The sequence below is a fragment of the Fontisphaera persica genome (genome assembly GCF_024832785.1).
GTDB classification, from domain to species: domain Bacteria; phylum Verrucomicrobiota; class Verrucomicrobiia; order Limisphaerales; family Fontisphaeraceae; genus Fontisphaera; species Fontisphaera persica.
This window is the reverse complement of record NZ_CP116615.1, coordinates 2853636-2877179: the sequence shown is the minus strand read 5'-3', so window position 1 is coordinate 2877179 and position 23544 is coordinate 2853636. Positions and strand designations below refer to the sequence as shown.

General features: G+C 59.8%; 18 protein-coding genes. 10 read left to right on the top strand and 8 right to left on the bottom strand.

The genetic code is table 11. The annotated features are described in order from the left end of the window. The first annotated feature begins 6 nt into the window (after positions 1-6). A complete protein-coding gene (gene flgL, locus NXS98_RS10725; RefSeq protein WP_283844967.1) occupies positions 7-942 on the top strand; it encodes a flagellar hook-associated protein FlgL in 936 nt (311 codons plus the stop codon). Positions 943-1034: 92 nt separating this feature from the next. On the opposite strand, the gene NXS98_RS10720 is transcribed toward flgL, so the two are convergent. Next, positions 1035-1538 carry a hypothetical protein gene (locus tag NXS98_RS10720; RefSeq protein WP_283844966.1) on the bottom strand — a complete coding sequence of 168 codons (504 nt, stop codon included), beginning with the start codon at positions 1536-1538 and terminating at the stop codon, positions 1035-1037. Positions 1539-2715: 1177 nt separating this feature from the next. On the opposite strand from NXS98_RS10720, the gene NXS98_RS10715 reads away from it, so the two are divergent. Beyond that, the gene (locus NXS98_RS10715; protein ID WP_283844965.1) at positions 2716-2889 is read left to right on the top strand and encodes a hypothetical protein; all 174 of its coding nucleotides are present in this window, start codon (positions 2716-2718) and stop codon (positions 2887-2889) included. A 932-nt stretch (positions 2890-3821) separates the two neighbouring features. On the opposite strand, the gene NXS98_RS10710 is transcribed toward NXS98_RS10715, so the two are convergent. The 4 genes from NXS98_RS10710 to NXS98_RS10695 form a co-directional block, all read right to left on the bottom strand. Beyond that, positions 3822-6002: an AMP-binding protein gene (locus NXS98_RS10710; RefSeq protein ID WP_283844964.1), complete on the bottom strand. Its 2181-nt coding sequence runs from the start codon at positions 6000-6002 to the stop codon at positions 3822-3824. 14 nt (positions 6003-6016) lie between these two features. Further along, positions 6017-7393: a spinster family MFS transporter gene (locus NXS98_RS10705; RefSeq protein WP_283844963.1), complete on the bottom strand. Its 1377-nt coding sequence runs from the start codon at positions 7391-7393 to the stop codon at positions 6017-6019. Continuing rightward, complete coding sequence (locus tag NXS98_RS10700; RefSeq protein WP_283844962.1) at positions 7390-8754, bottom strand: Gfo/Idh/MocA family protein; 1365 nt, start codon at positions 8752-8754, stop codon at positions 7390-7392. Before NXS98_RS10700 ends, NXS98_RS10705 begins: the two co-directional genes overlap by 4 nt. 83 nt (positions 8755-8837) lie before the next feature. Beyond that, a complete protein-coding gene (locus NXS98_RS10695) occupies positions 8838-9056 on the bottom strand; it encodes a hypothetical protein (protein ID WP_283844961.1) in 219 nt (72 codons plus the stop codon). A gap of 1045 nt (positions 9057-10101) precedes the next feature. Between NXS98_RS10695 and NXS98_RS10690 the strand changes: the two genes are divergently transcribed. The 4 genes from NXS98_RS10690 (at position 10102) to NXS98_RS10675 (ending at position 15075) form a co-directional block, all read left to right on the top strand. After that, the gene (locus NXS98_RS10690; protein ID WP_283844960.1) at positions 10102-11199 is read left to right on the top strand and encodes an RHS repeat-associated core domain-containing protein; all 1098 of its coding nucleotides are present in this window, start codon (positions 10102-10104) and stop codon (positions 11197-11199) included. A 29-nt stretch (positions 11200-11228) separates the two neighbouring features. Further along, positions 11229-11819 carry a hypothetical protein gene (locus NXS98_RS10685; RefSeq protein WP_283844959.1) on the top strand — a complete coding sequence of 197 codons (591 nt, stop codon included), beginning with the start codon at positions 11229-11231 and terminating at the stop codon, positions 11817-11819. 327 nt (positions 11820-12146) lie between these two features. Next, a complete protein-coding gene (locus tag NXS98_RS10680; RefSeq protein ID WP_283844957.1) occupies positions 12147-13325 on the top strand; it encodes an RHS repeat-associated core domain-containing protein in 1179 nt (392 codons plus the stop codon). Between the two features lie 916 nt (positions 13326-14241). Continuing rightward, on the top strand, positions 14242-15075 hold the full coding sequence (locus tag NXS98_RS10675) for an RHS repeat-associated core domain-containing protein (protein ID WP_283848159.1): 834 nt from the start codon (positions 14242-14244) through the stop codon (positions 15073-15075). A gap of 1763 nt (positions 15076-16838) precedes the next feature. On the opposite strand, the gene NXS98_RS10670 is transcribed toward NXS98_RS10675, so the two are convergent. Next, positions 16839-17882 carry a helix-turn-helix domain-containing protein gene (locus tag NXS98_RS10670; protein ID WP_283844956.1) on the bottom strand — a complete coding sequence of 348 codons (1044 nt, stop codon included), beginning with the start codon at positions 17880-17882 and terminating at the stop codon, positions 16839-16841. Positions 17883-18195: 313 nt separating this feature from the next. Here NXS98_RS10670 and NXS98_RS10665 point away from each other — a divergent pair, with 313 nt between their 5' ends. Both NXS98_RS10665 and NXS98_RS10660 read left to right on the top strand, forming a co-directional pair. After that, a complete protein-coding gene (locus NXS98_RS10665) occupies positions 18196-19092 on the top strand; it encodes a DUF58 domain-containing protein (protein WP_283844955.1) in 897 nt (298 codons plus the stop codon). Beyond that, positions 19089-20924, top strand: coding sequence for a VWA domain-containing protein (locus NXS98_RS10660; RefSeq protein WP_283844954.1), 1836 nt, complete (start codon positions 19089-19091; stop codon positions 20922-20924). The genes NXS98_RS10665 and NXS98_RS10660 overlap by 4 nt, the downstream gene beginning before the upstream one ends. Positions 20925-21052: 128 nt before the next feature. Here the strand turns inward: NXS98_RS10660 and NXS98_RS10655 are convergent, their stop codons facing one another. Together NXS98_RS10655 and NXS98_RS10650 are read right to left on the bottom strand one after the other, a co-directional pair. Next, positions 21053-21901, bottom strand: a complete 849-nt coding sequence (locus tag NXS98_RS10655; protein ID WP_283844953.1) for an HDOD domain-containing protein — start codon at positions 21899-21901, stop codon at positions 21053-21055. Continuing rightward, positions 21889-22386, bottom strand: a complete 498-nt coding sequence (locus NXS98_RS10650) for a chemotaxis protein CheD (protein ID WP_283844952.1) — start codon at positions 22384-22386, stop codon at positions 21889-21891. The genes NXS98_RS10655 and NXS98_RS10650 overlap by 13 nt, the downstream gene beginning before the upstream one ends. Positions 22387-22760: 374 nt before the next feature. On the opposite strand from NXS98_RS10650, the gene fliW reads away from it, so the two are divergent. Then, positions 22761-23192, top strand: coding sequence for a flagellar assembly protein FliW (fliW, locus tag NXS98_RS10645; protein ID WP_283844951.1), 432 nt, complete (start codon positions 22761-22763; stop codon positions 23190-23192). Between the two features lie 38 nt (positions 23193-23230). Next, complete coding sequence (csrA, locus tag NXS98_RS10640; protein WP_283844950.1) at positions 23231-23542, top strand: carbon storage regulator CsrA; 312 nt, start codon at positions 23231-23233, stop codon at positions 23540-23542. Positions 23543-23544 lie beyond the last annotated feature (2 nt).

Genomic DNA, 23544 nt, shown 5'->3' with positions numbered 1-23544 from the left:
TGACCCATGCGCGTTACCGCCAATACCTTTGCCAATGATTTAGTGGTGCATCTGGGCCGCTTGACCCAGCGCCAGAATCTGCTGCAAACCCAGGCCGCCACCGGCCAGCGCATCCGCAACCCCTCCGATGACCCCGATGGCATGGGGCGCGTGCTGGACTTGCAGCAGGAAGGCCGCACTTTGTCTCAATATCAGCGCAATATCAGCCTGCTCAAGGAAGGCGCCCAAGTATCCTTCACCGTCTTTCAAGGCCTGAAACGCATCAGTGACCGCGCCGGCGAGATTGCCGTGCTCGCTGGCGGTGTGCGCTCCCGCGAGGAAATGCAGGCCTATGCCACCGAGTTGGATGAATTGATTAAGCAGGCGGTGCAACTGGCCAACACCCGCCATCGCGATGATTACTTATTCGGCGGCACCCGCACCCAGACCCCGCCCTTCGAGGCACAATACGATGCCAACGGCAATGTCATCAGCGTGGCCTACCAGGGAAACGCCGACGTGCGCGAGGTGGAGATTGCCGAAGGACTGGCGTTGCCGGCCCAAACACCGGGCGTGAACACCGGCGGCAGCGGGCCGCGCGGGCTTCTGGCCGACAGCCGCACCGGGGCCGATTTCTTTGCGCACTTGGTGGCTTTGCGAGACCACTTGAAGGCGGGCGACAGCCAGAGCATCCAAACCACTGACATTCCCAGGCTCAAGGATGACGAGGAAAATTTCATTTACCACCTCGCCGCCAACGGCGTCATGCAGGCACGGCTCGACACCGCCAACAACCTGGCGCGCACCCGTCTGGAAGGCGTCGAAAAGCTGGTGTCCCAGGAAGCCGATGCCGATTTGGCGCAAACACTGGTGCGGTTGAACACCACCCAGACAGCTTACATGGCCGCCCTCCAAACCGGCGGCATGGTCCTCCGTCAATCCCTCCTGGACTACCTGCGCTGATACTTTTCCTGTTTACCCGAAAAACTTCGGCTCCGCTTGTAAATCCGCCCCTTGGGGAGCAGTAAGAACCTTCTATCAACCCCCACGCGCGCCTACTTATCCCGTGCCTTGTTTTCAGGCTCCAAATATTCCCGCTTTAATTTGTACAAGGTGGGTTCATACAGTTTTTCCGGTTTGGGCTTGGCCCGGGCGATGAACGCCTCCAGCACCAGCGGATTGTAAGTGCCGTCCCGCTTCAAGCGCTCGGCCAGCCGGATAACCTTCCGATGCTTGCCCTTGTGGGCATAAGCGGACAAGGTTTGGATGCCGAGTTGCTCATGCTTATAATTGTAGTCTTCGTAGTCATCAAACAACTTGAAGATAATGTCGGTGAACAGATTGGCCGTTTTGCCTGTCCAAATTACTCCGACAACTCCAGCAAGATATAAGGCAAGCACTATGCTCCCATAAGCCGGTACGACCCCTGCCAAGTGCCAGAAAAAAGCCGTCCAGCCTATCATGAAAAGTCCTTTAATAGTTGTCTCCTTGATGACCCAAAAAAAGAGCAAGACCAGCAACCCTATCTCCAAATAACCCGCCGGAGGGACCTTAAACATATACTAATAAGGTTTTATGTAGAGCAGGCTTTTATTGAAAAAATTTAAGCGAAACGGGCTTCCAGGTCAATGATTTTATCGCCCAAAAACCAAGGTAAGTCGTTTTCTGCAAATGACTTACAAATATTTAACCCCAGCATAATCTATGCTTATTCATCCTCCCCGCCTGATAATAAGTGAAGCCCATCTGTGCTTGCCCCCCACCATCTGTCTCCAGCACATGAGCTAATCATGGAAATACACCTTCCACCATCCCCCACGTAGCTTAGGCGTATCCTTCCCTGTAGCGCAGGCGTCCTCGTCCCGCAAAGCGGGATTCAGCCTCCGTCCCGCAGGCCGGAGGCAACGAATTGAGATGAGAACATCTATGGGGTTTCTATTCTTACTTTCCCTCCTCGACTGCATTGAGCAAACGCAGATAATGAATAATTCGAGGCACATTAACTATTTTCCCTCTCCCCCCGGGACAGGGCCACGGTGAGGGTCTGTAGCGCAGGCGTCCCGCCTGCGGGTTCACGGAGCCTCCCGGCTCCGTGATAGCTGAATTGCCGTCGTCAAACACACGCCCCTGGAAGCACCAAGCCGCACCTCAATCTCGCATTAGTCATAACGTATGGCGTCCCACAGGCTAGGGGGGCAGGATAATCCGTCCCGCTACCCCCCCCTCTCCCCCCGGAGAAGGTCAGGGTGAGAGCATGTAGCGCAGGCGTCCTCGCCTGCGGGTTCACGGAGCCTCCCGGCTCCGTGACCACAGAACTGATAAGGTCAAGCGGAACCCGGCCTGCGTCCCGTAGTTGGGGGGCAAGGGATGAATGAATATAATTTGAGCGGCTGCCGTTTCCCACATCTTCATCTCGGCCTGTATCCCACCAAAGCGGGCGAAAATCCCACAACGCCCATTAATAGTTCCCCTCTCCCCGTGGGAAAGGGCCAGGCTGAGGGGCCTCTTCTCCCTCTTCGTTCCCTTCGTTTTCTTCTGTTGAAAATTCGTGTCTATCCGTGTCCATTCGTGGTGGGTGTTTCTCCTGTGCTTGCCCCGGTTTGATGGACACCTTGAGGAGTCGGTGCGCAGGGGTATTACATTACGTAACGTGGGGCCAAGACGTTGCCAGTGACGAATGTAGCGGTAAAGGCAGGCCTTGGTGGGAAGTCGAAGGCTCACACGCGAGAGGGGAGGATGCGTCCGGCGTGGGTGCTGGGGGTGGGGTTGTATGTAGAAGGAAACTTGTTTTCGGACGGCTGGTGGGCGTACCGGTGGGATGCGGAGAACCGGCTGGCGCGGATGTACATGAGCAGCACGCCGGTGAATTTGGGCGCACCGAACCTGGAGTTACGGTTTGGTTTGAATTAACGCCAAGGCGCAAAGGCGCGAAGACGCAGGGGGTTGAGGGTTTTGAGGGGGACGTGCGGCGCGCATACAAAAGGTGGGGACGTAGGTGAGGTTGACTTCGGCGGGACGCCGAAGCCGGCCTGCGGGACGCAGGCTTCATCCCGCTTTGCGGGACGGGACGCCTGCGCTACACGCAGGAAAATTTGACGGGCGGATTGGTGCTTATAGGGGCGTCTGTTTGACGACGGCAATTCAGCAATCACGGAGCCGGGAGGCTCCGTGAACTCGCAGGCGAGACGCCTGCGCTACGGGGGAGGACGCCTGCGCTACACGCAGGAAAATTTGACGGGCGGATTGGTGCTTATAGGGGCGTCTGTTTGACGACGGCAATTCAGCAATCACGGAGCCGGGAGGCTCCGTGAACTCGCAGGCGAGACGCCTGCGCTACGGGGGAGGACGCCTGCGCTACACGCAGGAAAATTTGACGGGCGGATTGGTGCTTATAGGGGCGTCTGTTTGACGACGGCAGTTCAGCTATCACGGAGCCGGGAGGCTCCGTGAACTCGCAGGCGAGACGCCTGCGCTACACACCCTCACCTTGGCTTTTACCACGATGGGGTAGGGGGAATGCGAAGAAGAGCGCGTGAAAGGAGAAACAACAACCACGAATGAACACGAATGGACACAAATTTTTAACAGAAGGAAACGAAGAGAACGAAGATGGAGAGGAACCCCCTCACCCTGACCCTCTCCCAGGGGGAGAGGGAAAAGGGGGGAAGGTCTGCCACGAATGAACACGAACAAACACGAATTATAAACAGAAGGAAACGAAGAGAACAAAGGATGAGAAGCGTCCCCGCACTCTGACCCTTCCTCACCAGCAGAGAGCCTGGCGCGAGGGGGTAAATGCGGGGGGTGTTTTGCGCGGCAGGGTGCCTCTGGGCTTGCCTACATCATCCGCCTTGTTTGCGCGCCGCCAGCCAGCTTTGCAATTCGCGATAGTTGACCTTGCCCGTGCCCAGCAGTGGCAGTTCGCGCAAGTACACCACTTCGCGCGGCACGCACAAGGCCGGCAGGCCGCGCAGCAGAAGGGCCTGGCGCAAATCGTCCACTGTCAGGCGCGCATCGTTGGCCACGGCCACCAGCCGCTCGCCTTTGTCCGCGTCGGGCTGGCTGAGCACCGCCACGGTGCACCGCTGGCCGTACTGCGGAAACGCCCCCGCCAGCGCTTCTTCCACTGCGGTAAGGCTGACCATTTCGCCGCTGATTTTGGCGAAGCGCTTGAGCCGTCCCAGCAGGGTGACGTAACGGTCTTCGTCCACATGCGCAATGTCGCCGGTGTCGTACCATCCGCCCAGGGCCTGAAAGGCCGCGTTGGCCTCCGGATTCAAATAGCCCTTCATCACATTCGGCCCGCGCACCAGCAGGCGCCCGCCCTGCGGCACGCCTTCCACCGGCTCCACGCGATATTCCATGCCCGGCAGCAGCCGCCCCGCCGTGCCAAAGCGAGGCTCCAAAGGCGAGTTCACGGCAATCACGGGGCTGCACTCGGTGGCGCCGTAGCCCTCCAGAATGCGCGCGCCAAATTTCCGCGCGTAGGTTTGCGCGGTGGACTCCTGCACCTTTTCGGCTCCGGCAAAGATGTAGCGCAGTTGGTAAAAATCGTAAGGATGCGCCCGGCGGGCGTAGCCATTGAGGAAGGTGTTGGTGCCCAGCAAAACGGTGCAGGCGCGGTCATAAAATACTTCGGGCACCAGCCGGTAATGCAACGGCGAGGGATACAGAAACAGGCCCAGTCCGCGGGTCAAGGGAGCCAGCGTGCCGGCGGTCAGGCCGAAACTGTGGAATAGCGGCAGGGCGTTGAAGAAACGGTCATCATCCTGAAACGGCACGGCGGTGAACAACTGGCGGATGTTGGCCATGAGGTTGCCATGCGTCAGCTCCACGCCCTTGGGCACGCCCTCGGAGCCGCTGGTAAAGAGAATGACCGCCGTGGCGTCGCGGTGGTCAGCCAACCCCGCGCCGGCCCGTGGCATTTTCAAGCACCGCCAGCACATGCGGGCCAGCCGTCGGCCGCTGCTGATGCGCTGCCGCACGTCCTCCAGGTAAATCAGCTCCAGCCCGGCCTCCTGCAAGGGCTCCACGCGCAGCCGTGCCCGCGTGATGAATGCGCGCGAGGTGATGATGTGCCGCAGCCCGGCCAGTTGGGCGCAGGCGCGCATCACCGCCGGGCCGGTGGTGTAATTCAGCAGAGCCGGCACTTTGCCGGTCAGCCACAAGCTCAACAAGGTCACGGGCAACGCATTGGCGTTGGGCAGGAGCACGCCGATGCGCTGGGTTTCCTCCGGCCATTGCGCGCGCCAGACCTCTGCGAGCAGCTCGGCGCCCACCACCAAACGGCGGTACGTGAGTTTTTGGCCGGTGAAATCTTCCAACACCCGGAAACCCGGCCGCGCCGCCGCCATCCGCAACAGCGCCGCCGTCACCGTGGGCGGGCCGAACGCCTGCTCCACCGCCAGTTGTTGTTCGAGCATGACATCGCGCAGCCAGCGGGTCAGCCGCAGGCGCGCGGCGGTGGTGCTCAAACCGGGATATTGCGGCGGCTCCAGCGGCTGGCCGTAATGCACGCTCACGGGGGCCAGCCACCGTTTCCATCCCTTGTGTTTGGCCCACCGGATGCGCTCGGCGCCCCGCAGATAACAGGGAATGACGCGGGCGCGCGTCTTGAACAGCAAGAAGCCGGTGCCCTCATATAATTTCATCATGGCGCCCGTGCGGGACATCCGGCCCTCTGGGAACAACACCAGCCGGCCGCCCTGCATCAAGTGCTCGGCCATTTGCTTCACGGCGTAGGGCGAGGCGGTGTCAATGGGGAAGGTGAAGCGGTTGATCATGATCCACCGGTGCAGCGGCGAGGTCTGCGCCGTCGTGCGGCTGGTCACAAACCGCCACCGATGGTCCACATGCGCAATCAAGAACAGCCAGTCAATCCACGTCAGATGATTGGGCGTCAACAACACCGGCCCCGGTGTTTGCAGCACCTCGGTGTTGTAGGCCCGGAAACGAAACAACACCCGCAGCAGCAGGCGGATGACCCTTTGCAACCATCGCACATTCCAGGGCAGAGATTCCATAAATCATGCTTCCGTCAACTTGCCGGCCCGCGACTCTCCGCCAGCGCCGTATCCCGCGCCAGATGCCGCGCCCCCAGCAGCCACAACACGCCACTTACCAAAAACATGACGCCCACCACCAGAAAACCCACGCGCAAATTCCACCGGTCGGCCACCAGCCCCACAATCACCGGCGAAATCACATCGCCCAATAAATGAATAATCAAAATGTTCAAGGCAAACGCCGCCGGCCGCAATGCCGAAGGAGCAATGTTGGCCAGAATGGTGTTGGTCGGCCCCGTGTTGAAAAACAGGCAGAAACACGCCAGAAAAATTCCCGGCCATATCCACGGATAGCCCGCGTGCAACGCCGCCACAAATATCGGGAAGCCCGTCAGCATGGCGGCGCCACTGACCAGAAAATAAGAGCCGGGAAAACGCTCGCGCAACCGGTCCCCGGCCCATCCGCCCGCCAGGGTGGCGGCCAGCCCCGAAATCACCGTAAGCCCGCCAAAAATCGTGGTGGGCGAGCCGGGTTTGCCGGGCAGATGTTCGAGAAAATAGGGCATCCAAAAACCGATGCCGCCAATGGCGAACGTCATCGCCGCCATCCCCAGCGTGCAATACACAAAGGACGGAATGCGGAAAAAGCCCAGGTAATCTTTCCATCCGGTGGCGCGGCTTGGTTGTTGGCCAGCGGTTTTTTGCGGCTCACGCTGGAACAACGCCCACAGGCCGAGCGCCAGTCCCGGCAGCACCACCAGGTAAAACGCCCACCGCCAGCTTTCCGTTTCCCATCCCAGCCAGGCCGCGGCCCAGGAGCCGATACTGGATTTGGCTACCTGCTCGCCCAACACATACCCCAGCGCGCTGCCCACTGGAATCGCCAGATAAAACACGGACAGAATGCGCCCCCGGACCTGCACTGGAAAATAATCCGACAACAAGGCCGGCGCGGCGGGGCCGTAGGCGGCTTCGCCAATGCCCACCAAACACCGGGTAAGCAACAGGCCGGCAAACGTCACCGCCAGCCCCGAGGCGCCGCTGGCCAGGCTCCAGACCATCACCGCCAGGCCAATAATCAGCCAACGCGAATACCGCACCGCCAGCCGCCCAAATAGCGGGGCCGCCACCATGTAACACACCATGAACGCCATCGAGAGCAGGCCGATGAGCGCATTCTCCGGTTTGAAGCCCAGATGTTTTTCGCCCCACGCCAGCACGCCCTCCATGCCGTGAGCCTGGCCGCTATCAAACAGGGAGGTTTTCAAATGCGGCACCACCGCCGCGAGCACCTGCCGGTCCAGATAATTGAATAGATTGATTGCCAGCAATAAACCCAGCGCCATCTTCGCTCCGGGCAGCGCCCCGCCCGCCCGGCCCTCACCTGCATGTGACGCGGGCGCATTCATCCCCGCACTCCCTCCACCTCCCAGCCCGCTCGATAACTGCGCCGCACCAGCGGCTGCAAATCCGCCCGCCCCGCCACCGTCAGCCGCGTACTGTCCCACGCCAAGGCCTGCCCCACTCCTGCCCGGCTCGCCAGCACCCCGGTCAACACAAACTCCGTCAGCGGCCCGGCCATTTCAAAATTAGAGCTGGCCGGAGGGTGGCCACGGCACGCATCCAAAAACTCGCGGTACCCATTCTTGCCCGGACGCTCAATTTTCTTTGGGGGTTTGGGAAAAGCATCCTGCTCGCTGGACGGCAAAAAACGCGGGCCTTCCCCCTGCGGGCCGGTGAACATGACGCCCTTGTCCCCCCAATACACCGTGCCCCCGCGCAGTTTTTCGCCCAGGCGCCGCTCCAGCTCGCGAATTTTAGGCGGCCAGACGCTGTCATAAGCATAAACCGTCAGCGCGGGAAAATCGGCGCGCTCCGGAATGCGCCAGCAAATTACATTATGGCGTGGATGCGCCTCCGGCGAAGCAGCGGGCGTTTGCGCCAGGCATTCCACGGTGTAACGCTCCACCTGCCACAATTTGAACGCCCAAAACACCCCGTCCAATACGTGACATCCCATGTCCCCCAAGACCCCCGTGCCAAAATCCACCGCCATCCGCCAGCCCGCGGGATGCAAGCCCGGCCGATAGGGCCGCTCGGCGGCCGGCCCCAGCCACAAATCCCACTCCAACCACGGCGGCGCAGATGCGGCCATGTCGCCGGCACTCTCCGCCGCTGGTTCGCGCTCCAAGAGACTGTGCGTTTCCCGCACCTCCCCAATGGCGCCCGCCCATATATGCTCGCACAAAAGCCGGTAACCCTCGCTGCTGTGGCCTTGATTGCCCATCTGGGTGGGCACCATCGCCCGCCGCGCCGCCCGCCGCAAGGCCCGCGCCTCAGCGATATTGTGCGCCAGCGGTTTCTCCACAAACACCGCCTTCCCCAGGGCCAGGCAACGCGAGGCCGCCGGCGCGTGATGATGGTCCGGCGTGGCAATGAACACCGCCTCCAACTCCTCCCCGCAAATTTCGAGCATGCGCCGGTAATCCCGAAAGACGCGCGGTTGCTGCCCATGACTGGACGCAGCCCGCCAGGCGGCGGCCAGCTTGCGCTCGTCCACGTCCACCAGCGCAACGAGCCGCTCCATGGCCGCCACCCCCACGCATCCCGTCCCCGCCCCGCCACAGCCAATGACCGCCACCCGCAACCGTTGCCGCTCCCGCGAGGAAGCCAGCAAGTTCGGCCCCGCCGCCAGGCACAACGCACCCCCTCCCCACAAGGCACGTTGCAGGAAACGCCGCCGCGTCCAGGCCTGAATCTGCGGATGCACGCGCCTCATTATGACGTGGGCCACGCTCAATTTCAACCCGGCACACTGTGAACCATGGAGCCGCACCTTGCCGTCCCTCGACTTCAGTCCTGCGGGATGCGCATCCAGCGGTGCGCCGCCGTGCGGCCATCCACATACGCCAGAAACACCTTGGCGGCATTCCAGGGATTCAAGGGGATGTCTGTTTCCGGGATTTGGTCGGCCTGAAGCGCAATCAATTGCGAGTCGCGCGTGCCGCGGGAAAGGTCTCGGGCAATGGCCCCCAGAAAAACGAAAGTCATGAACCGCTCTTTTTTGGTCATAGGGCTTCCATTTGCATTTGCCCCCAGCATGCCAGCCAGGGGTGGACATCGGCTGTCCAAGCCAGCGGAATCATCCCCCTTTTTCACCACCAAGCACCTAACGCAGGCGTCCCCGTCCGTAGCGCAGGCGTCTCGCCTGCGGGTTCACGGAGCCTCCCGGCTCCGTGATTGCAGAACTGCCGACGTAAAGAGGAATCGCTTGGAAACACCAAATCGCGCGCCAATCTTTCCTGTGCCGTAACTCAGGCGTCCCGTCCCGCACAGCGGGATTCGGCCCGCGTCCCGCAGGCCATGGGGAGATCCATGGCCAGCGCAGGATAATCCGCGCAGCTACAATTCCTCCCTCTCCCATTGGAAGAGGGCTAGGGTGAGGGTGGTCAAAGTCTGTGACAGAACTTGATGTATTTCCCTCTCCCCCCGGGGAGAGGGCCAGGGTGAGGGGGCGGTTTCCACCCTTCGTTCCCTTTGTTTCCTTCTGTTTAAATTTGTGTCCATTCGTGTTCATTCGTGGTTGGTGTTTCCCCTTCACCATTTCTGCCCCCTTTTCCCTCCACTCCATCGTTGTAAAAGGCTAAGGTGAGGGTGTGTAGCGCAGGCGTCCTCGCCTGCGGGTTCACGGAGCCTCCCGGCTCCGTGATTGCAGAACTGCCGAAGTCAAACAGACGCGCTGGGAAGCACTAGGCCTCGCGTCAATCTTTCCTGTGCAGTAACGAAGGTGAGCACGCATCGTAAGGTTGGAATAAGCCTGCGAGACGCAGGCGGTATCCCGCTGTGCGGGACGGGACGCCTACGCTACGACACCGCTCCTATGGCCTAGGTGAGGCAAGCCAAAAGCCGATTTGGGGGCGAATGAGGGCTTGAAGGGGAGGTGGTTTTGGGGGATATTGGGTGCGAGGTCAGCCACAAGATGCAGGTGAATGAAGCCATAGGCGGGTGGGCAATCGTGGAGGAGAAGAATTGTCCCGAAGTGTATGGGCCAAGGGGCGAGGTGCGCACGCACGTGTGGGGGGTGGATTTGTCGGGGACGACGCACGGTGCGGGGGGTGTGGGTGGTTTGGTGGCGACGGTGATTCACAACGGCCCGGATGCGGGGGTGTATTTTCCGGTGTATGACGGGAATGGGAATGTAACGGGATACGTGCGGGCCTCTGACGGTGGCGTGGTGGCGCAATACGAATACGGCCCGTTTGGTGAACTTCTTCGTGCCACCGGCCCCCTGGCCAAGGACTTCAATCACCTCTTCTCCACCAAATACTTTGACTGGGAAACCGGCCTCTCTTACTACGGCCACCGCTACTACTCCTCCACCGCCGGCCGGTGGCTGAGCAGAGATTTGATTGAGGAGAACGGTGGGGTAAATCTGTATGGCTTTGTTTATAATCGCCCAATTACCCACATTGATGCCGACGGAAGAGTCCTTGTCGAATCCGTTGTCCTTGGAACCACACTGGGAACTGCGTCTTCTGGAGGGGCCGGAGTTACGCTTACAATAACGGCAGGCGGCGGAAGCGCGGCAGCGGTTGGCGCAGGCGGAGCACTCGTTGCAGGTGGCGTGTGGGTGGCCGGTGTCGCGGTGGCCGGATTGGCTGCATATCAGGTTTACGAAATTCACAAAATTGACCAGCAAAACGCCCAAGCAGAGGTGATGATTCAGGAACAGGAGCAACTGCTCAAGGAGTTGCAGGAAAACCAACGCAAAGAGCCGCGAGCGTACGCCAAAGTGGCGGAGAGTCTAAACCCCAAAACGTGCTGCAAATTCATTTGGGACGCCGCAGGACTTGGCGGAAATGCCGCTCACCATGCTTATATCAGCCGGTTGTTTCAGCCGAACTACGAATTGATTGTCATAGCTCCAGATGGAGAGACAGCAAGGTATGATGCCGGATCAACCTTTCCAGGACCCGTTACCGCCGCCTACGAAGCAAAAACTGGCCGGCGGTGGGCGGGAACGGTCAAACGTCCCGAGTGGACGTATGTGATGAACAAAATATTCAGCAGAGACCTTCAACAATTCGGCCGGCAACAAAGAGTGGCTCTAAAGTGTAAACTTTCTTACTCGATCTTTTTCCAGCAGCGATTTGGTTTCGTTGGATATAGCCAGAATGCGCCCCAATATGCTCCCTACTATCAATTCCGCCCTTGAGTTAGCTCCAACGGTTGCATGAGATAATTATGTCCTTTACGATTGATCACGAGTGGAAGGCATGCTTTCTCAAACTGGGAGATGGTATGGTGAAGGCTTACCGCCGTCGGGCCAGTGGTGATGTGAACATCGATCATCCGTTTATCGAAGAACACTTAATATCGTTGATCAGAGAACAAGCAGTTTTAGTCCGTCATTTGCATGACGCTCACATAGTCGAAGAGATCGTTAATACAGGGGGGATTACAGGGTACAAACTTGCTTCCCTGACCGCAGATTTCTGGTATCTGCCTAAATGTTCCTATGAACAGTCACTAGGTTTGCTTGAGACCTTTGGTTTTCCCAGTCCAAAGATTTGCCCTCTGTCTGCAGAAGTTCGCCGTATTGCTCAAGGCTTGCTCCTTGAACTGGGCCAAACGCGGACACTTGCGCTGCTAACGGTCGCATCGGACATCGTGTTTGTTAAGCGCGTGGAAGGGTCCGATTTTACGACGGAGGAAATTACCCTGATATTGGAGTACAATCAGGCCCATTTCGGAATGGAGTACAGTAAGACAGAGTTCATGGATCTCCGCCGACTTTACCGGCGTAAAGGTTTTTTTATTTTAGGATGTATGTAAGGCTTGGAGGATGACGATGCTGCCCTAGCGGCAGTGAAGGCGAACCGGGCGACGCAAAGTTAGAGTAAGACGATTTGCATTGCCGGTTAGCGAAATGAATAATATGCGGCACTGGCGGTGGCCAACGGGAGCGGGCCGGTGTGGCTGGCGGTGACGAATGTGGCCGTAAAAACAAACCCCGGTGGGCATTCGGAGACGTACACGCGGGAGGTGCGGATGCGCCCGGCGTGGGTGCTGGGGGTGGGGACGTACGTGGAAGGAAATTTGTTTTCGGACGGCTGGTGGGCGTACCGGTGGGATGCGGAGAACCGCTTGGCGCGGATGTACATGAGCAGCACGCCGGTGAATTTGGGCGCGCCGAACCTGGAGTTGCGGTTTGGGTATGACTGGTTGGGGCGGCGGGTGAGCAAGGTGGTGTCGAATAAGGTGGGGACGGCATGGCAGTTGCAAAGCCGGTGGAGATATGTGTATGATGGGTGGAACATGATCGCCGAAGTCGAAGAAGTGACGGGCGAGGTGCGCACGCACGTGTGGGGTGTGGACGTGTCGGGCACGCCGCAGGGGGCGGGGGGCGTGGGGGGTCTTTTGGCGGTGGTGGTGCACAGCGGGACGAATGCGGGAACGTATTTTCCGGCGTATGACGGGAATGGGAACGTGATGGGGTACGTGCGGGCGGCGGATGGGGTGTGGGTGGCACAATACGAGTACGGCCCCTTTGGCGAACTCCTCCGCGCCACCGGCCCCCTGGCGCAGGCGTTCCACCACCTCTTCTCCACCAAATACCACGACTGGGAAACCAGCCTCAACTACTACGGCCACCGCTACTACTCCCCCGCCCAAGGCCGCTGGCTGAGCAGAGATCCCATCGGGGAGTTGGGAGGGAACAACCTGTACGCTTGCGTTGCAAACGATACAATTAACCTTTTCGATCCAGTTGGGCTTTGCGCCGGTTCCTGTGGAACCACGTTGGCGGTGGCTTTGCCTAGCTTCAAGAATCCGCTGCCGGACATTCACAAAGGGCTTTGCACCTGGTTGGAGGGGAAAATTCGAGGCTATCTGAATACCGCGGAGGACATTCGAGCGTGGAATAGGTTCGTTAGTGGCACGGCGAATGATATTGAACTGACGGAGTCTGAGATGGGGACGGTATTGGCAGCAGCGCCAGCCTTCCAAGCTGAATTAAAAAAGCAAGCGCAAGACTGCAAGACAAACCCGTTTTATTGGTTTAACCGAACGACACAAGTCGGGGATTCGATTGGAAATCCATGGTCTGCTTCAATTGGGCGAGTTACCATCAACTTGACCACATCCTGCGCTTGCCGGACTCTGACTTGGGAAGCGTGTATCTTTGACAAATACGACTTCGATCCAACTTGGTTTTTAGGCGGTAGACAGCCCACAGCCGAGATGAAAACGATCTTGGTTTGGGCTGCACAGAATGTTGCTCAATGTGGGTGGAAAGAATTTCATCATAAAGGGTGCAAAGATGGATTTATCGCGAACTAAAATTGCAACTGCTGTGTATGTGCTTGGCCTGATCGGTCCTGCTCTTCTTGTGGGTGTCTTGACGCTTGTTGAACGGACTGGGATCCATCTCGGCGTGGGTGGTGGGCTTATTGCACTGTTAAGTTTCGGCGTATGCATTATCGGCGTTGGTATGCAGCGGGCTCCATTCGGGAGAAAGCTGGTTCTTCTTCTGATAGCCCTCCTAGCTATCCCTATTGAGATACTCGCTTTGGGAGCTGTATTCCTTGTGAGCAATGGGTTAGCCGGAACTCAGTGACATAGATCTCGGTGTTGTGCAACAACGGTGCATAGGAAACCAATCGCACTCAGTCCTTGCGGGAGGAAAGTTGGACACCCACCGCATCCTGCGGCTGTTGGGAGCAGGTTCGTTTTTTTAGGTTCAACACGCACAGGCAGGCGCGCGTGCCACAGTCCTTGTACCGCTGTTTGGGATTGTGGCGGAGAGTGGCACGAGAGGGGGCGTGGCGGCGGGTGAGTAAGGGGGACGTTTTACGTGGAAAACTAACACCAAATGCCGAGGCGCAGTGACGCGAGGGTGCGGGGGTTGAAGGTCTCGGGTAGCGCACGCGTCCCGCGTGCGGGTTCTATCGGCGTCCCGCCGATGGGAGGGAGAAAACGGGGCTTGAAGGGGGGGTGGTTTTGGGGGATATTGGCGGTGGGTCAGCCTGAAGATGCAAGCGACAGAAGCCATGCGGGGGGATGAAGCCGTGGGGGAGGCAAGTTGTGCCCTTGAGGCGATGGCGACGGTGATTCACAATGGTCCGAGGGCGTGGGTGTATTGGCCGGTGTATGACGGCAATGGGAATGTGATGGGGTACGTGCGGGCGGCGGATGGGGTGTGGGTGGCGCAATATGAGTACGGCCCCTTTGGCGAGCTCCTCCGCGCCACCGGCCCCTGGCGCAGTCGTTCACCCATCTCTTCTCCACCAAATACCACGATTGGGAAACTGGCCTCTCTTATTACGGCCACCGCTACTACTCCCCCGCCACCGGCAGGTGGCCAAACAGAGACCCCATCGGGGAGAAAGGTGGTCAGAACGTCTATGCGTTTTGTGGCAATGACTCGCAGAACAAGGTGGATGTTCTTGGGCTGTGGAAGTCGGGTGGGCACACCTCGCTCACAAGGCAGGCTTTTGAACAGGCCTTTCCAGGGGCGTTAAAGTCCTTTCCTTGCGCGGAAACAGTGCTGGACAGGCTGATTCACTGGAACTTAACACAAGACGACGGGATAGCATTCAAACAGAACTTCAGGCACTTCAACAGGGACATTGATACACCTGTCGGGAGCCAAGCCGCCCGCTTTATCAGGCTTTACAGTAGCTATCTGGGTGTAGAGCAGAGGAATTTTGACCGTGCCTTGAGCAAGAGGCCGGTGACGAACGACGACTGTGAGAAGGCCCTTGAGGCGATGGGGCGGCTCATGCACTCTTGGCAGGATTACTACGCCCACAGTGTAGTCCTCACGCGCACGGGGCATGATCATACGCTCTGGACAGCGCAACCGCCAATCACGGGGTCGCCCGAGAATCCAGGTGGAACAGGTGGCCGGATTGTTCCAAGTAGCTGGGGTGGCCTCGGAGATACAGGTGAGCACGGGGGTGGCGAACCTGGTGGTGCTGAGGGCAATGCACGGCAGCAAGCCGCCGTCGTGTTCACGACACCGAAACTCAAGGCCAACATGGAGCGCTGGGCTGTCAAGTGCGCGTGCTATTGTGGTGGGCGATTCTGATTCAAGAAGCGTATCTGAGATGGGGTCTGTGATAACGATTGGAAGAACGCTGGTCAGCATCGAACGGATCGTCGTTTGGGTTTTTCTGGCGCTTTGCAGTTTTGCGTCTCTCGGGATAGCCATTTGGCCTTTTCTCCTTGGCCTTGAACTGGGTGACGTGTTTCTCTGGCCGTGCAGCGCACTTGCACGCCAATGCGGGCTGCATTGGAATCCGAAAGAGAATCCGGTCGAGATGGTGGTGGGTGCCTTGGTCTGTTGGGGCATACTCTTTGCGTGTGCCACAAGTCCGGTGTGGGTGTTCATCTTAAGACGGCACCGAGACTAATGAGCACTTGGGGAACGGGTGTCCCGCACAGATGGTGTAAGAAAGTCAGCCGCGCTCCCGCCTTGATCCTGCTCCGAAGGCCCCAGCCTGCGCCATGTATAACGCGGCAAGCCTGCCGCCCCGTCCTGGCCGTTGGCCAGGCACAGAAGGGGCTGCGGTTTGGCCCCGGTCAGGGCGACTGTGACGCTCATGATCCTGGCGCTGCATTGCCGGACGCCACCTGGCCAGGCGATGATCTGGAAACGCCCGGAAGCGCTTCTTGGCGAGATGACAAGGTGCGGTTTTTGGGGCGCGATAGTGGACGATAGCTCTTGACGCGGGGTAAATGGGGTGGTCCAGGCGAGCGGCCTGTCTGCCGACAAGCAGACTCGGTGCTGGGGCTGGCCGTGCTGGTCACGCGGACGACGAGTAGGAGGACCCTTCAGCCGCAGTGGCTGCCGCCGCCTGGAGGGCTAGTGGCGGCGACAAGGGGATTAAAAAATGAAGACTTGATTTAGGGCTTAGGTGAAGGAGGGTGGACGCAGGTGGAGTTGACTTCGGCGGGACGCTCCCGCTTGGCGGGACGGGACGCAGGCGCTGCGCGTCCGCTTGACCTTGGCAACTCAGAAATCACGGAGCCGGGAGGCTCCGTGAACTCGCAGGCGAGGACGCCTGCGCTACAGAAGGGAAGTCTGCGCTACGACATCTGCTGTATCACTGCAGCCTGGTGCTTACTGGTGCGTCCGCTTGACCTTGGCAATTCAGGAATCACGGAGCCGGGAGGCTCCGTGAACCCGCAGGCGAGACGCCTGCGCTACGACGCAAGAAAATTTGACGGGCAGACTGGTTCTTACAGGTGCGTCAGCTTGACCTCGGGAGTTTAGGAAACACGGAGCCGGGAGGCTCCGTGAACTCGCAGGCGGGACGCCTGCGCTACATGGGGCCGACGCCTGCGCTACACAACCGCACCTTGGCTCTCTCTCCTCTGATGGGGTTGGTGAACACGGATGGACACGGATTTTGAACAGAAGGAAACGAAGGGAACGAAGGGGGAAAACGCCCCCTCACCCTGACCCTCTGCCGGTGCGAGAGGGGAGTTGCTTTTATGTCGCCCCTATGGGAGTGGAAAATATATAGAGGGCCGTTTTCTATAAACAGGTCGTCCCTACGGGACTGGCTGGAGTCTTCTAACCGGTATGGCACTGTCGTTACTAGCACTCGTCCCTATGGGACTGGCCTAGAGTTCCCAGCAACGGCCTTGGGCAATCGCGCCTGGTATTTGTCCACCCGCCACTAGCCCTGAAAGAAACAGTCCCAGCGGGGCGGTATGTTGATAGAAACAGCCTGACCAATCTGAACAAGCCCCGTCGGGACGGCATGATTATTCTCCCGCTTTCATCACTCCACCTGTCCTGGAGGTGGGCGGTTTGGACTGGGTCGAGGAAGCCGGGGCAGGGGGTCATCCTTCCAGTTTGCCGGCGTGCGGAAGGAGCGCGCGGTATTCGGAGGGGGAGTGGCCGGTGATTTTCTTGAAGACGCGGTTGAAGTGGGTGAGGGACTGAAAGCCCACCTCGAAGGCGATTTCGCTGATGCGCAGGTTGGGATTGAGGAGCAGATTTTTCGCTTTTTCGATGCGGACGCGCGAGACGTAATCGGTGAAGTTCAAGCCGGTGACCTTCTTGAACATTTTGCAGAAGTAGAAGCTGCTGGTGTTCACGGCCCGCGCCACCATGGAGAGTGAAAGGTCCTCGGCCTGATGCGCCTGAATGTATTCCTTGGCGCGGGTGATGACGGGCGGCTCCGCGTTGGCGCGCTGCATGAGAATCTGGTTGCTCACGATGGCCAGATGTTGCGCAAAGATGGTGAGCAGTTTGACAATGGCTTCGTAGTGCTTGGGGGGAATGAGTTTGGTGTTGAAATAAATATGCCGCAATTCTTCGCGGTCAATGTGGATGCCCCACTCGGCAATCAGCCGCGCGGTGCGGTCCAGTTGCGCCTCCGTCGGCGCTTTCCGAAAGACCTGGCCTGTTTGCAGAAAACCGATGAGGCGCTCGCCCAGCCGTACGGGCACGGCGGTATCCGTCAAGCCGATGGGGCAGGTAAGGGTGTGCGGCTCAGTCTGGGCGGCCTCGGAAAGTTTTTGCTGGATTTGAAGGCACACCGCGCAGGAGCGGCTTTTTTCCGCAATCATCGCGCAGAGGGGATGCTCGTGGCGTTTGCCGTGATGCGGCAGTTGCCACGATTCCAGCGGCTTGAAGCTGACGGGCAGGCCGGTGATTTCCTCAAAGGCGCGCTCGTAATCCTGGTAGATGGAAGACTGGGTCAGAATCTCCGCGATGGTGCGGTCGTTCTCGGCGAAAGGTGAAACGGGCGCGGGGGCGTTCTTTTTGGGGGCGCGTTCGGATGCGCGTCGGTGTTGTTTGGGGGAAGCATGGGGGGCTTGGGCCGCCGCAGACTGCGCCGGCTCAAGCACGGTTGGCGACTTGCCAAAAGTTGCTTCCACAAAGCCAATTTATATTAACCTTCTTTTGTCCACAATACCAATTTTGACTTGGGTCAGCGTTCTGCGAAAACTGCATTTTTGCGTGGCGCAAGGGGCCTTGTGGCTCCATTTCCAGCGCTTTGCGGACCGTTTTCCCCTCCGCAGCACTCAGGGTGGGCGGTGGCATGAATGCTGAAGCCCCAGGGGGGTCTTGATTGATTTCGCTGGCCGCGCCTGCAGAAAACATCGTCCTCCATGATAGCTGGCGGGAGTTCGGCATTGCGGGAAAGGGCCGGTTGGGGCAAGCTGGGGCACGTCAACCGCAGGTCAGGCCATGTCGAATGCCTTGCTCAGTCCGGAGTTGCTGAGGCGATTGGAGCAGTTTCAGCTCCTTGCGCGCCGCCGCGCCAAAAGCGCCGCCCGCGGCGAGCGCCGCAGCCGGGCGCGCGGTCATTCGGTGGAGTTTGCGGATTACCGCCCGTATGTGGCGGGGGATGATTTGCGGTATTTGGACTGGAATCTTTACGGGCGGCTGGAGCGGTTGTTTCTGAAATTGTACGAGGAGGAGCGGGAATTGCCAGTGCTCATCTTGCTCGATGCCAGCGAGAGCATGGCTTTCGGGGAGCCGGCCAAGTTTGATTATGCGCGGCAAGTGGCTGCGGCCATGGGGTATGTGGCCTTGTGCGGGTTTGACCGGGTGAGTGTGGCGGTTTTCCCTGAGCATGCGGAGGAAGCGGTGGCACGGCGGGGGTTGCGGATGGTGCGGGGACGCAAATCGGCCCTGCAATTTTTTGATTTGCTGGCGCAGCTTGTACCGGGCGGGGCGGCGGACTTGAACGGGGCGCTGCGCCGGGCGGCCCTGGAGACGCGGCAGACGGGGGCGGCGGTGGTCATCAGCGATTTTCTGGACCCGGCCGGTTACGAGGAGGGGTTGAAGGCTCTGGTGGGCCGGGGCTTTCAGGTGCACGCGGTGCAAGTGTTGGCGCCGGAGGAACTGGCGCCGGCCACTTATGGCGATTTGCGGCTGGTGGACGCCGAGACCGGCGGGGTGCAGGAGGTGACCTTTGGCCGGTTTCGTCTGCGCGCCTACCAACAGGCCGTGGCAGGGTATGTGCAACGGTTGCGCGAGTATTGTGCGGCGCGCGGGGTCAGTTTTTTCAGCGTAAGCTCAGCCACGCCGCTGGAGGAGCTGTTGCTGCGGCAATTGCGGGCCGCGGAGGTGTGGGCATGAACTGGCTGGCGCCGGAGGCGTTGGTGTTTGCGGCGGCGCTGCCGGTGGTGGTGTTGTTTTATCTGCTCAAGCGCAAGCGCGTGGTGCGGCTGGTTTCCAGCACGGTGCTTTGGCAGCGCTTCATTGCCGAGTCCCAGGCCAGCCGGCCGTTTCAGAAATTGCGGCACAACTGGTTGTTGTGGCTGCAACTGCTGTTGCTGACGTTGGTGATTCTGGCGCTCACGCGCCCTTATTTTGGCGGGGAGCAAAAGCTGGCGCGGCTGCGGGTGGTGATCTTGGACGGCTCAGCTTCCATGCAATGCACCGATGTGACTCCCAATCGTTTTGAGGCGGCGCGCGCGGAGTTTTTGAAATGGCTGAACAGCCTGCGGGATGAAGACCAGGTGGTGCTGCTGCTGGCCGGGGCGCAGACGGTGGTCAAACAATCGGCCACTTCGCACAAGCCGGCCCTGCGGCGCGCAGCGCAGGATTGCGCGCCGGCGGATGTGCCCACGCGGTTGCAGGAGGCGTTGCGCATGGCGGAAACGCTCATCCGCAATCAGAACGAAGCCGAAATTCATTTGTTCAGTGACGGCGCGGCGGCCGGGCTGGAGGAGTTTGCGCATGCCAACCTGCCGCTGGTGTATCATCGCGTGGGGGAGCGGGGGCGGAATGTGGGCTGGGTGGGGGGCGATGTGCGGGCGCATCCGGAAGACCCCGCCCGGCGCGCCGTTATCGGGCGGCTTTTCAATCCCATGACCAATGAGGTGGTGGTGGAGGTGGAACTGGCCTTTGAAGGGCAGGCGGTGGAGCGGCAGGCGGTGATGGCGCCGCCCACCAATACCGTGCCGGTGTTGTTCACTTTGCAGCAGCCGCGGGATGGCGTGGTGCAACTGCACATCAAAACTGAGGATGACCTGGCGGTGGACAATCAATTGTGGCTGATGAGCCATTTGCCGCGGCCGGTGCGGACCTTGCTGGTGACCCAGGGCAACCGGTTTTTGGAGCGGGCCTTGCGGGCGCAGCCGTCAGTGCAGTTGGCCGTGCAGCCCCAGCTCTGGGGGAACGCGGCAGGCTATGATTTGGTGGTGCTGGATAATGTCCTGCCGGCCACCTGGCCGGAGACGAGCCTGTTGGCCATTCACGTGCAGGGCACCAACTGGTTTGAGCGGGTGGGGAGCCTCCAGAATCCCACCATCGTGGACTGGCGGGCCAACCATCCGGTGTTGCGGTTTGTTGGCTTTGATAATGTATGGATACGGGAGGCGTTGACGGTGCCCCCGCCTCCTTGGGGCACGGTGCTTGTCGAGACGCGCGAGACACCCTTAATCGTCGCCGGTGAAATCAACCGGCATCGGGTGTTGTGGCTGGGCTTTGATCCGTTGCAGAGCAACTGGCCGCTGATATTTACCTTTCCCATTTTTATGGCCAATGCCGTGGAATGGCTGAATCCGCCGGGCGCGGCGGGACAGGGGATGGTGAAGGCCGGTGAACCGCTGCGCTGGGTGTTGCCCAAGGCCACGGCCGGCAGGGGCAGGGTAATCCTGCCGGATGGACGCGAAGAACCCCTGCCGCTCGAGGCCGGCCGCGCCGAAGTGGTTTTTGGCGCCACGACTCGGGTGGGTAGGTATCAAATGGAGGCCGGCACCAATCGTGTTTCGTTTTGTGTCAATCTCGCCGATGCGCAGGAAACAGCCACCGCGCCGCGGGAGGAACTGGTCATGGGCACCTATACCCGTGCGGCGGCCATGACCAAGGCGCCGGCCAATTTGGAATTGTGGCGCTGGCTGGCGGCGGCGGGGTTGCTGGTGCTGATGTGGGAGTGGTGGTACTACCACAAGCGGACGGTGTGAGACGAAACCTCCGCCGGAGCAGCTTGGGCGGCCGGTCCATTGCGTGAAATTAGGGAAAGTGCGGAGTGCTGTGCGCTCCACCGCAGGCGTCGCTGGCATGCGGGTAATCCCGTGCCGCCGCTGGCCATTTAATTGTGCAACCGCAGGAGGGCGAAGATGGACTCGATTAAATCCCTGGTGCGGAGAACGTAAGCAGGAATCTGGTCTGAGGTGATGTTCAGGACTTCCAGCGCGGACGGACTGCCCCGCAGGGCGAAGGCCTGGTAACCATAGCCGCTGCCCAGGAAATAGGCGGTGAGGTTGGCGATGTGCACAATGGAGGCCAGGCGTTTATGCGGGCCGGCCGCTTCTGGCTGGTGATGGCTCCAGACGGCCGCCACCAGGTGGGGAGGGAATTTCCACTGGGCCAGCAGGCGCCCGCCAACTTCGCCATGGTGCACACCGAGTAATTGTTTTTCCGTATCGGCGGCGTCGCACGGACGGCTCTCGATTTCCTGCACCAGACGGTCGTAGATGTGCTCGAGCACCTGGGCCAGCACAATTTTGCCGACATCATGCAGCAGGGCGGCGGTGAAGGCGACGTTTTCGTCATCCCCCAGGTCTTGCGCGATGACCTGGGCGGCAGCGGCGGCCGTCAGGCTGTGTTTCCACAGTTCATCTTCTTTCAGGCCATAGGATTGATGCGAGCCTTTGAAAAGCTGCGTGCCGCTGAGGGAGGTGACGAGCCGGAAAATCTGGTTGAAACCCAGGCGGGTGACTGCCTCAAAAACGGTTTCCGCCGGCAAGCTGCCGCGGAAATAGGCGCTGTTGCAGCGTTGCAGGACGCTGGCCGTGAGGCCTGGGTCCACGTTGATGAGTTGAATGACATCGCTCAACGGCACGTTGGGCGTGGCCAAGGTCTGCATCAACCGTGGCAAAACTTGCGGCGCCGGGGGCAGGTGCCGGGCACTGGCTATAAAATCGTCTATTTCCTGCATAAGTCGGGCTTGGTTTGTTGGCCGGGACGTTTGACCACGATTTCGCCTGTATCCAAATCCAGCGACAAGGAAACACTGAAATAACCTCCCAGCTCCGCACTTGCCAGGGTCAAACCGTACACGGGCAGAAGGTTTTGCAGCATTTGGGCATTGCGCGGCCCCAGGTCATAGGCTTTTTCCCCATCAATGACTTCCATGCCCCCGGCTGCATGAAGGTGGGCTTGGGACAGTTGGCCGCCCTGGCGGGTAAATTCATTCAACAACGCCTGCAACCCCGTATCCACAAATAGACAAGGCTGGTCAAGGCCACGGGCTTCATCCAGTGTCGAGTCCGGCAGAATGCAGGCCAGCAGGCCGCCCACGGAATTCACGGGGTCAAAAATGGCGACGGCCACCGCCGTCCCCAAGGGAGGGGTATGCAAAGTGCAGAGGGGACGGTTTTCCACGCTCATGCTGCCCAGCGCCACTATTTTGTCTCTTAACATAACCTTTGCCGATGCGGCATCCCCAGCCAGCGGCCCCTCGCCCGGGAGGTGAATGAATTTCCAGTCCGGGCTGAAACGCAAGCCACCGGCCTCCTGCCATGGGTTTGGCCCAGTAACACTATCGGCAGCCCAAGCTGCGAACTTGAGAACTCCCTGAAGAAAAAGGAGAGGCCCCCGGCCAGGAGCTGCAGCCCGGCAAAAATGGCCGGTCTCCCCGGTCTTATTTTCCCAGCCAGGTGGGCTGGGCAAGAGTTGCCCAACAGGCTGGCGGGGACCAAAAACCGCGAAAAACCGCGAAAAACCGCAGGAAAACGCTGGTTTTTTCTGGCTGGCACGGCTGCTGCTTACCCTTCGCCCAGCAACGAAGTAACGATATGAAAGTTGCCGAAACAGTTGAAGCCAGGCCGTGGGCGGCAGATGCCAACCAGGTGCTCCATTTCCCCGCTGGGCTGTTAGGTTTTGAGAACCTCAAACAATACGTCCTGCTGGGGTCGCCGGAGGAAGCGCCGTTCTTGTGGCTGCAGGTGGTGGACGAACCCAACCTGGCTTTCGTGGTCGTGCCGCCGGCCGCGGTGGTCGAGAATTACACCCCCGATTTGAGTGACGAAGACGTGGAATTTTTAGGGCTGCAATCGCCCGAAGATGCTCTGGTGCTGAACATTGTGACAGTGCGTGGGCCGACCCGTGCCACGGTAAATTTGAAAGGGCCGCTGGTGATCAACCGGCGGACGCTGGTGGGCAAACAGGTCATCCCGCATAACGCGGCGGAGTATCCTGTCAACCATCCTCTGGCCGTGGGTGAATGAAAACGGCCATTCCAAACCTTTAACCTGCGCCATGATCTATGTTGATTCTCTCACGCAAAATCGGCGAAAGCATCATCATCGCCGGGCGCATTACGGTGAAGATTGTCCGGGTGGAAGGCGACGTGGTGAAAGTGGGCATACAGGCGCCTTCCGATGTGCCGGTGCACCGCGAGGAGGTGTACCGGGAAATCCAGAACAACAACAGGGAAGCGTTGACCAGTGGCCGGCCGGCCATTCCGAAATTGCGGCCGGAAACGGCGCCTTCTGCCCGAACAAAAGCACGGCCCTGTGAGTGTCATAGCAGGACGTTAAACACTGAACCCAACCCACAAACCATCAACAGGAAGTAACT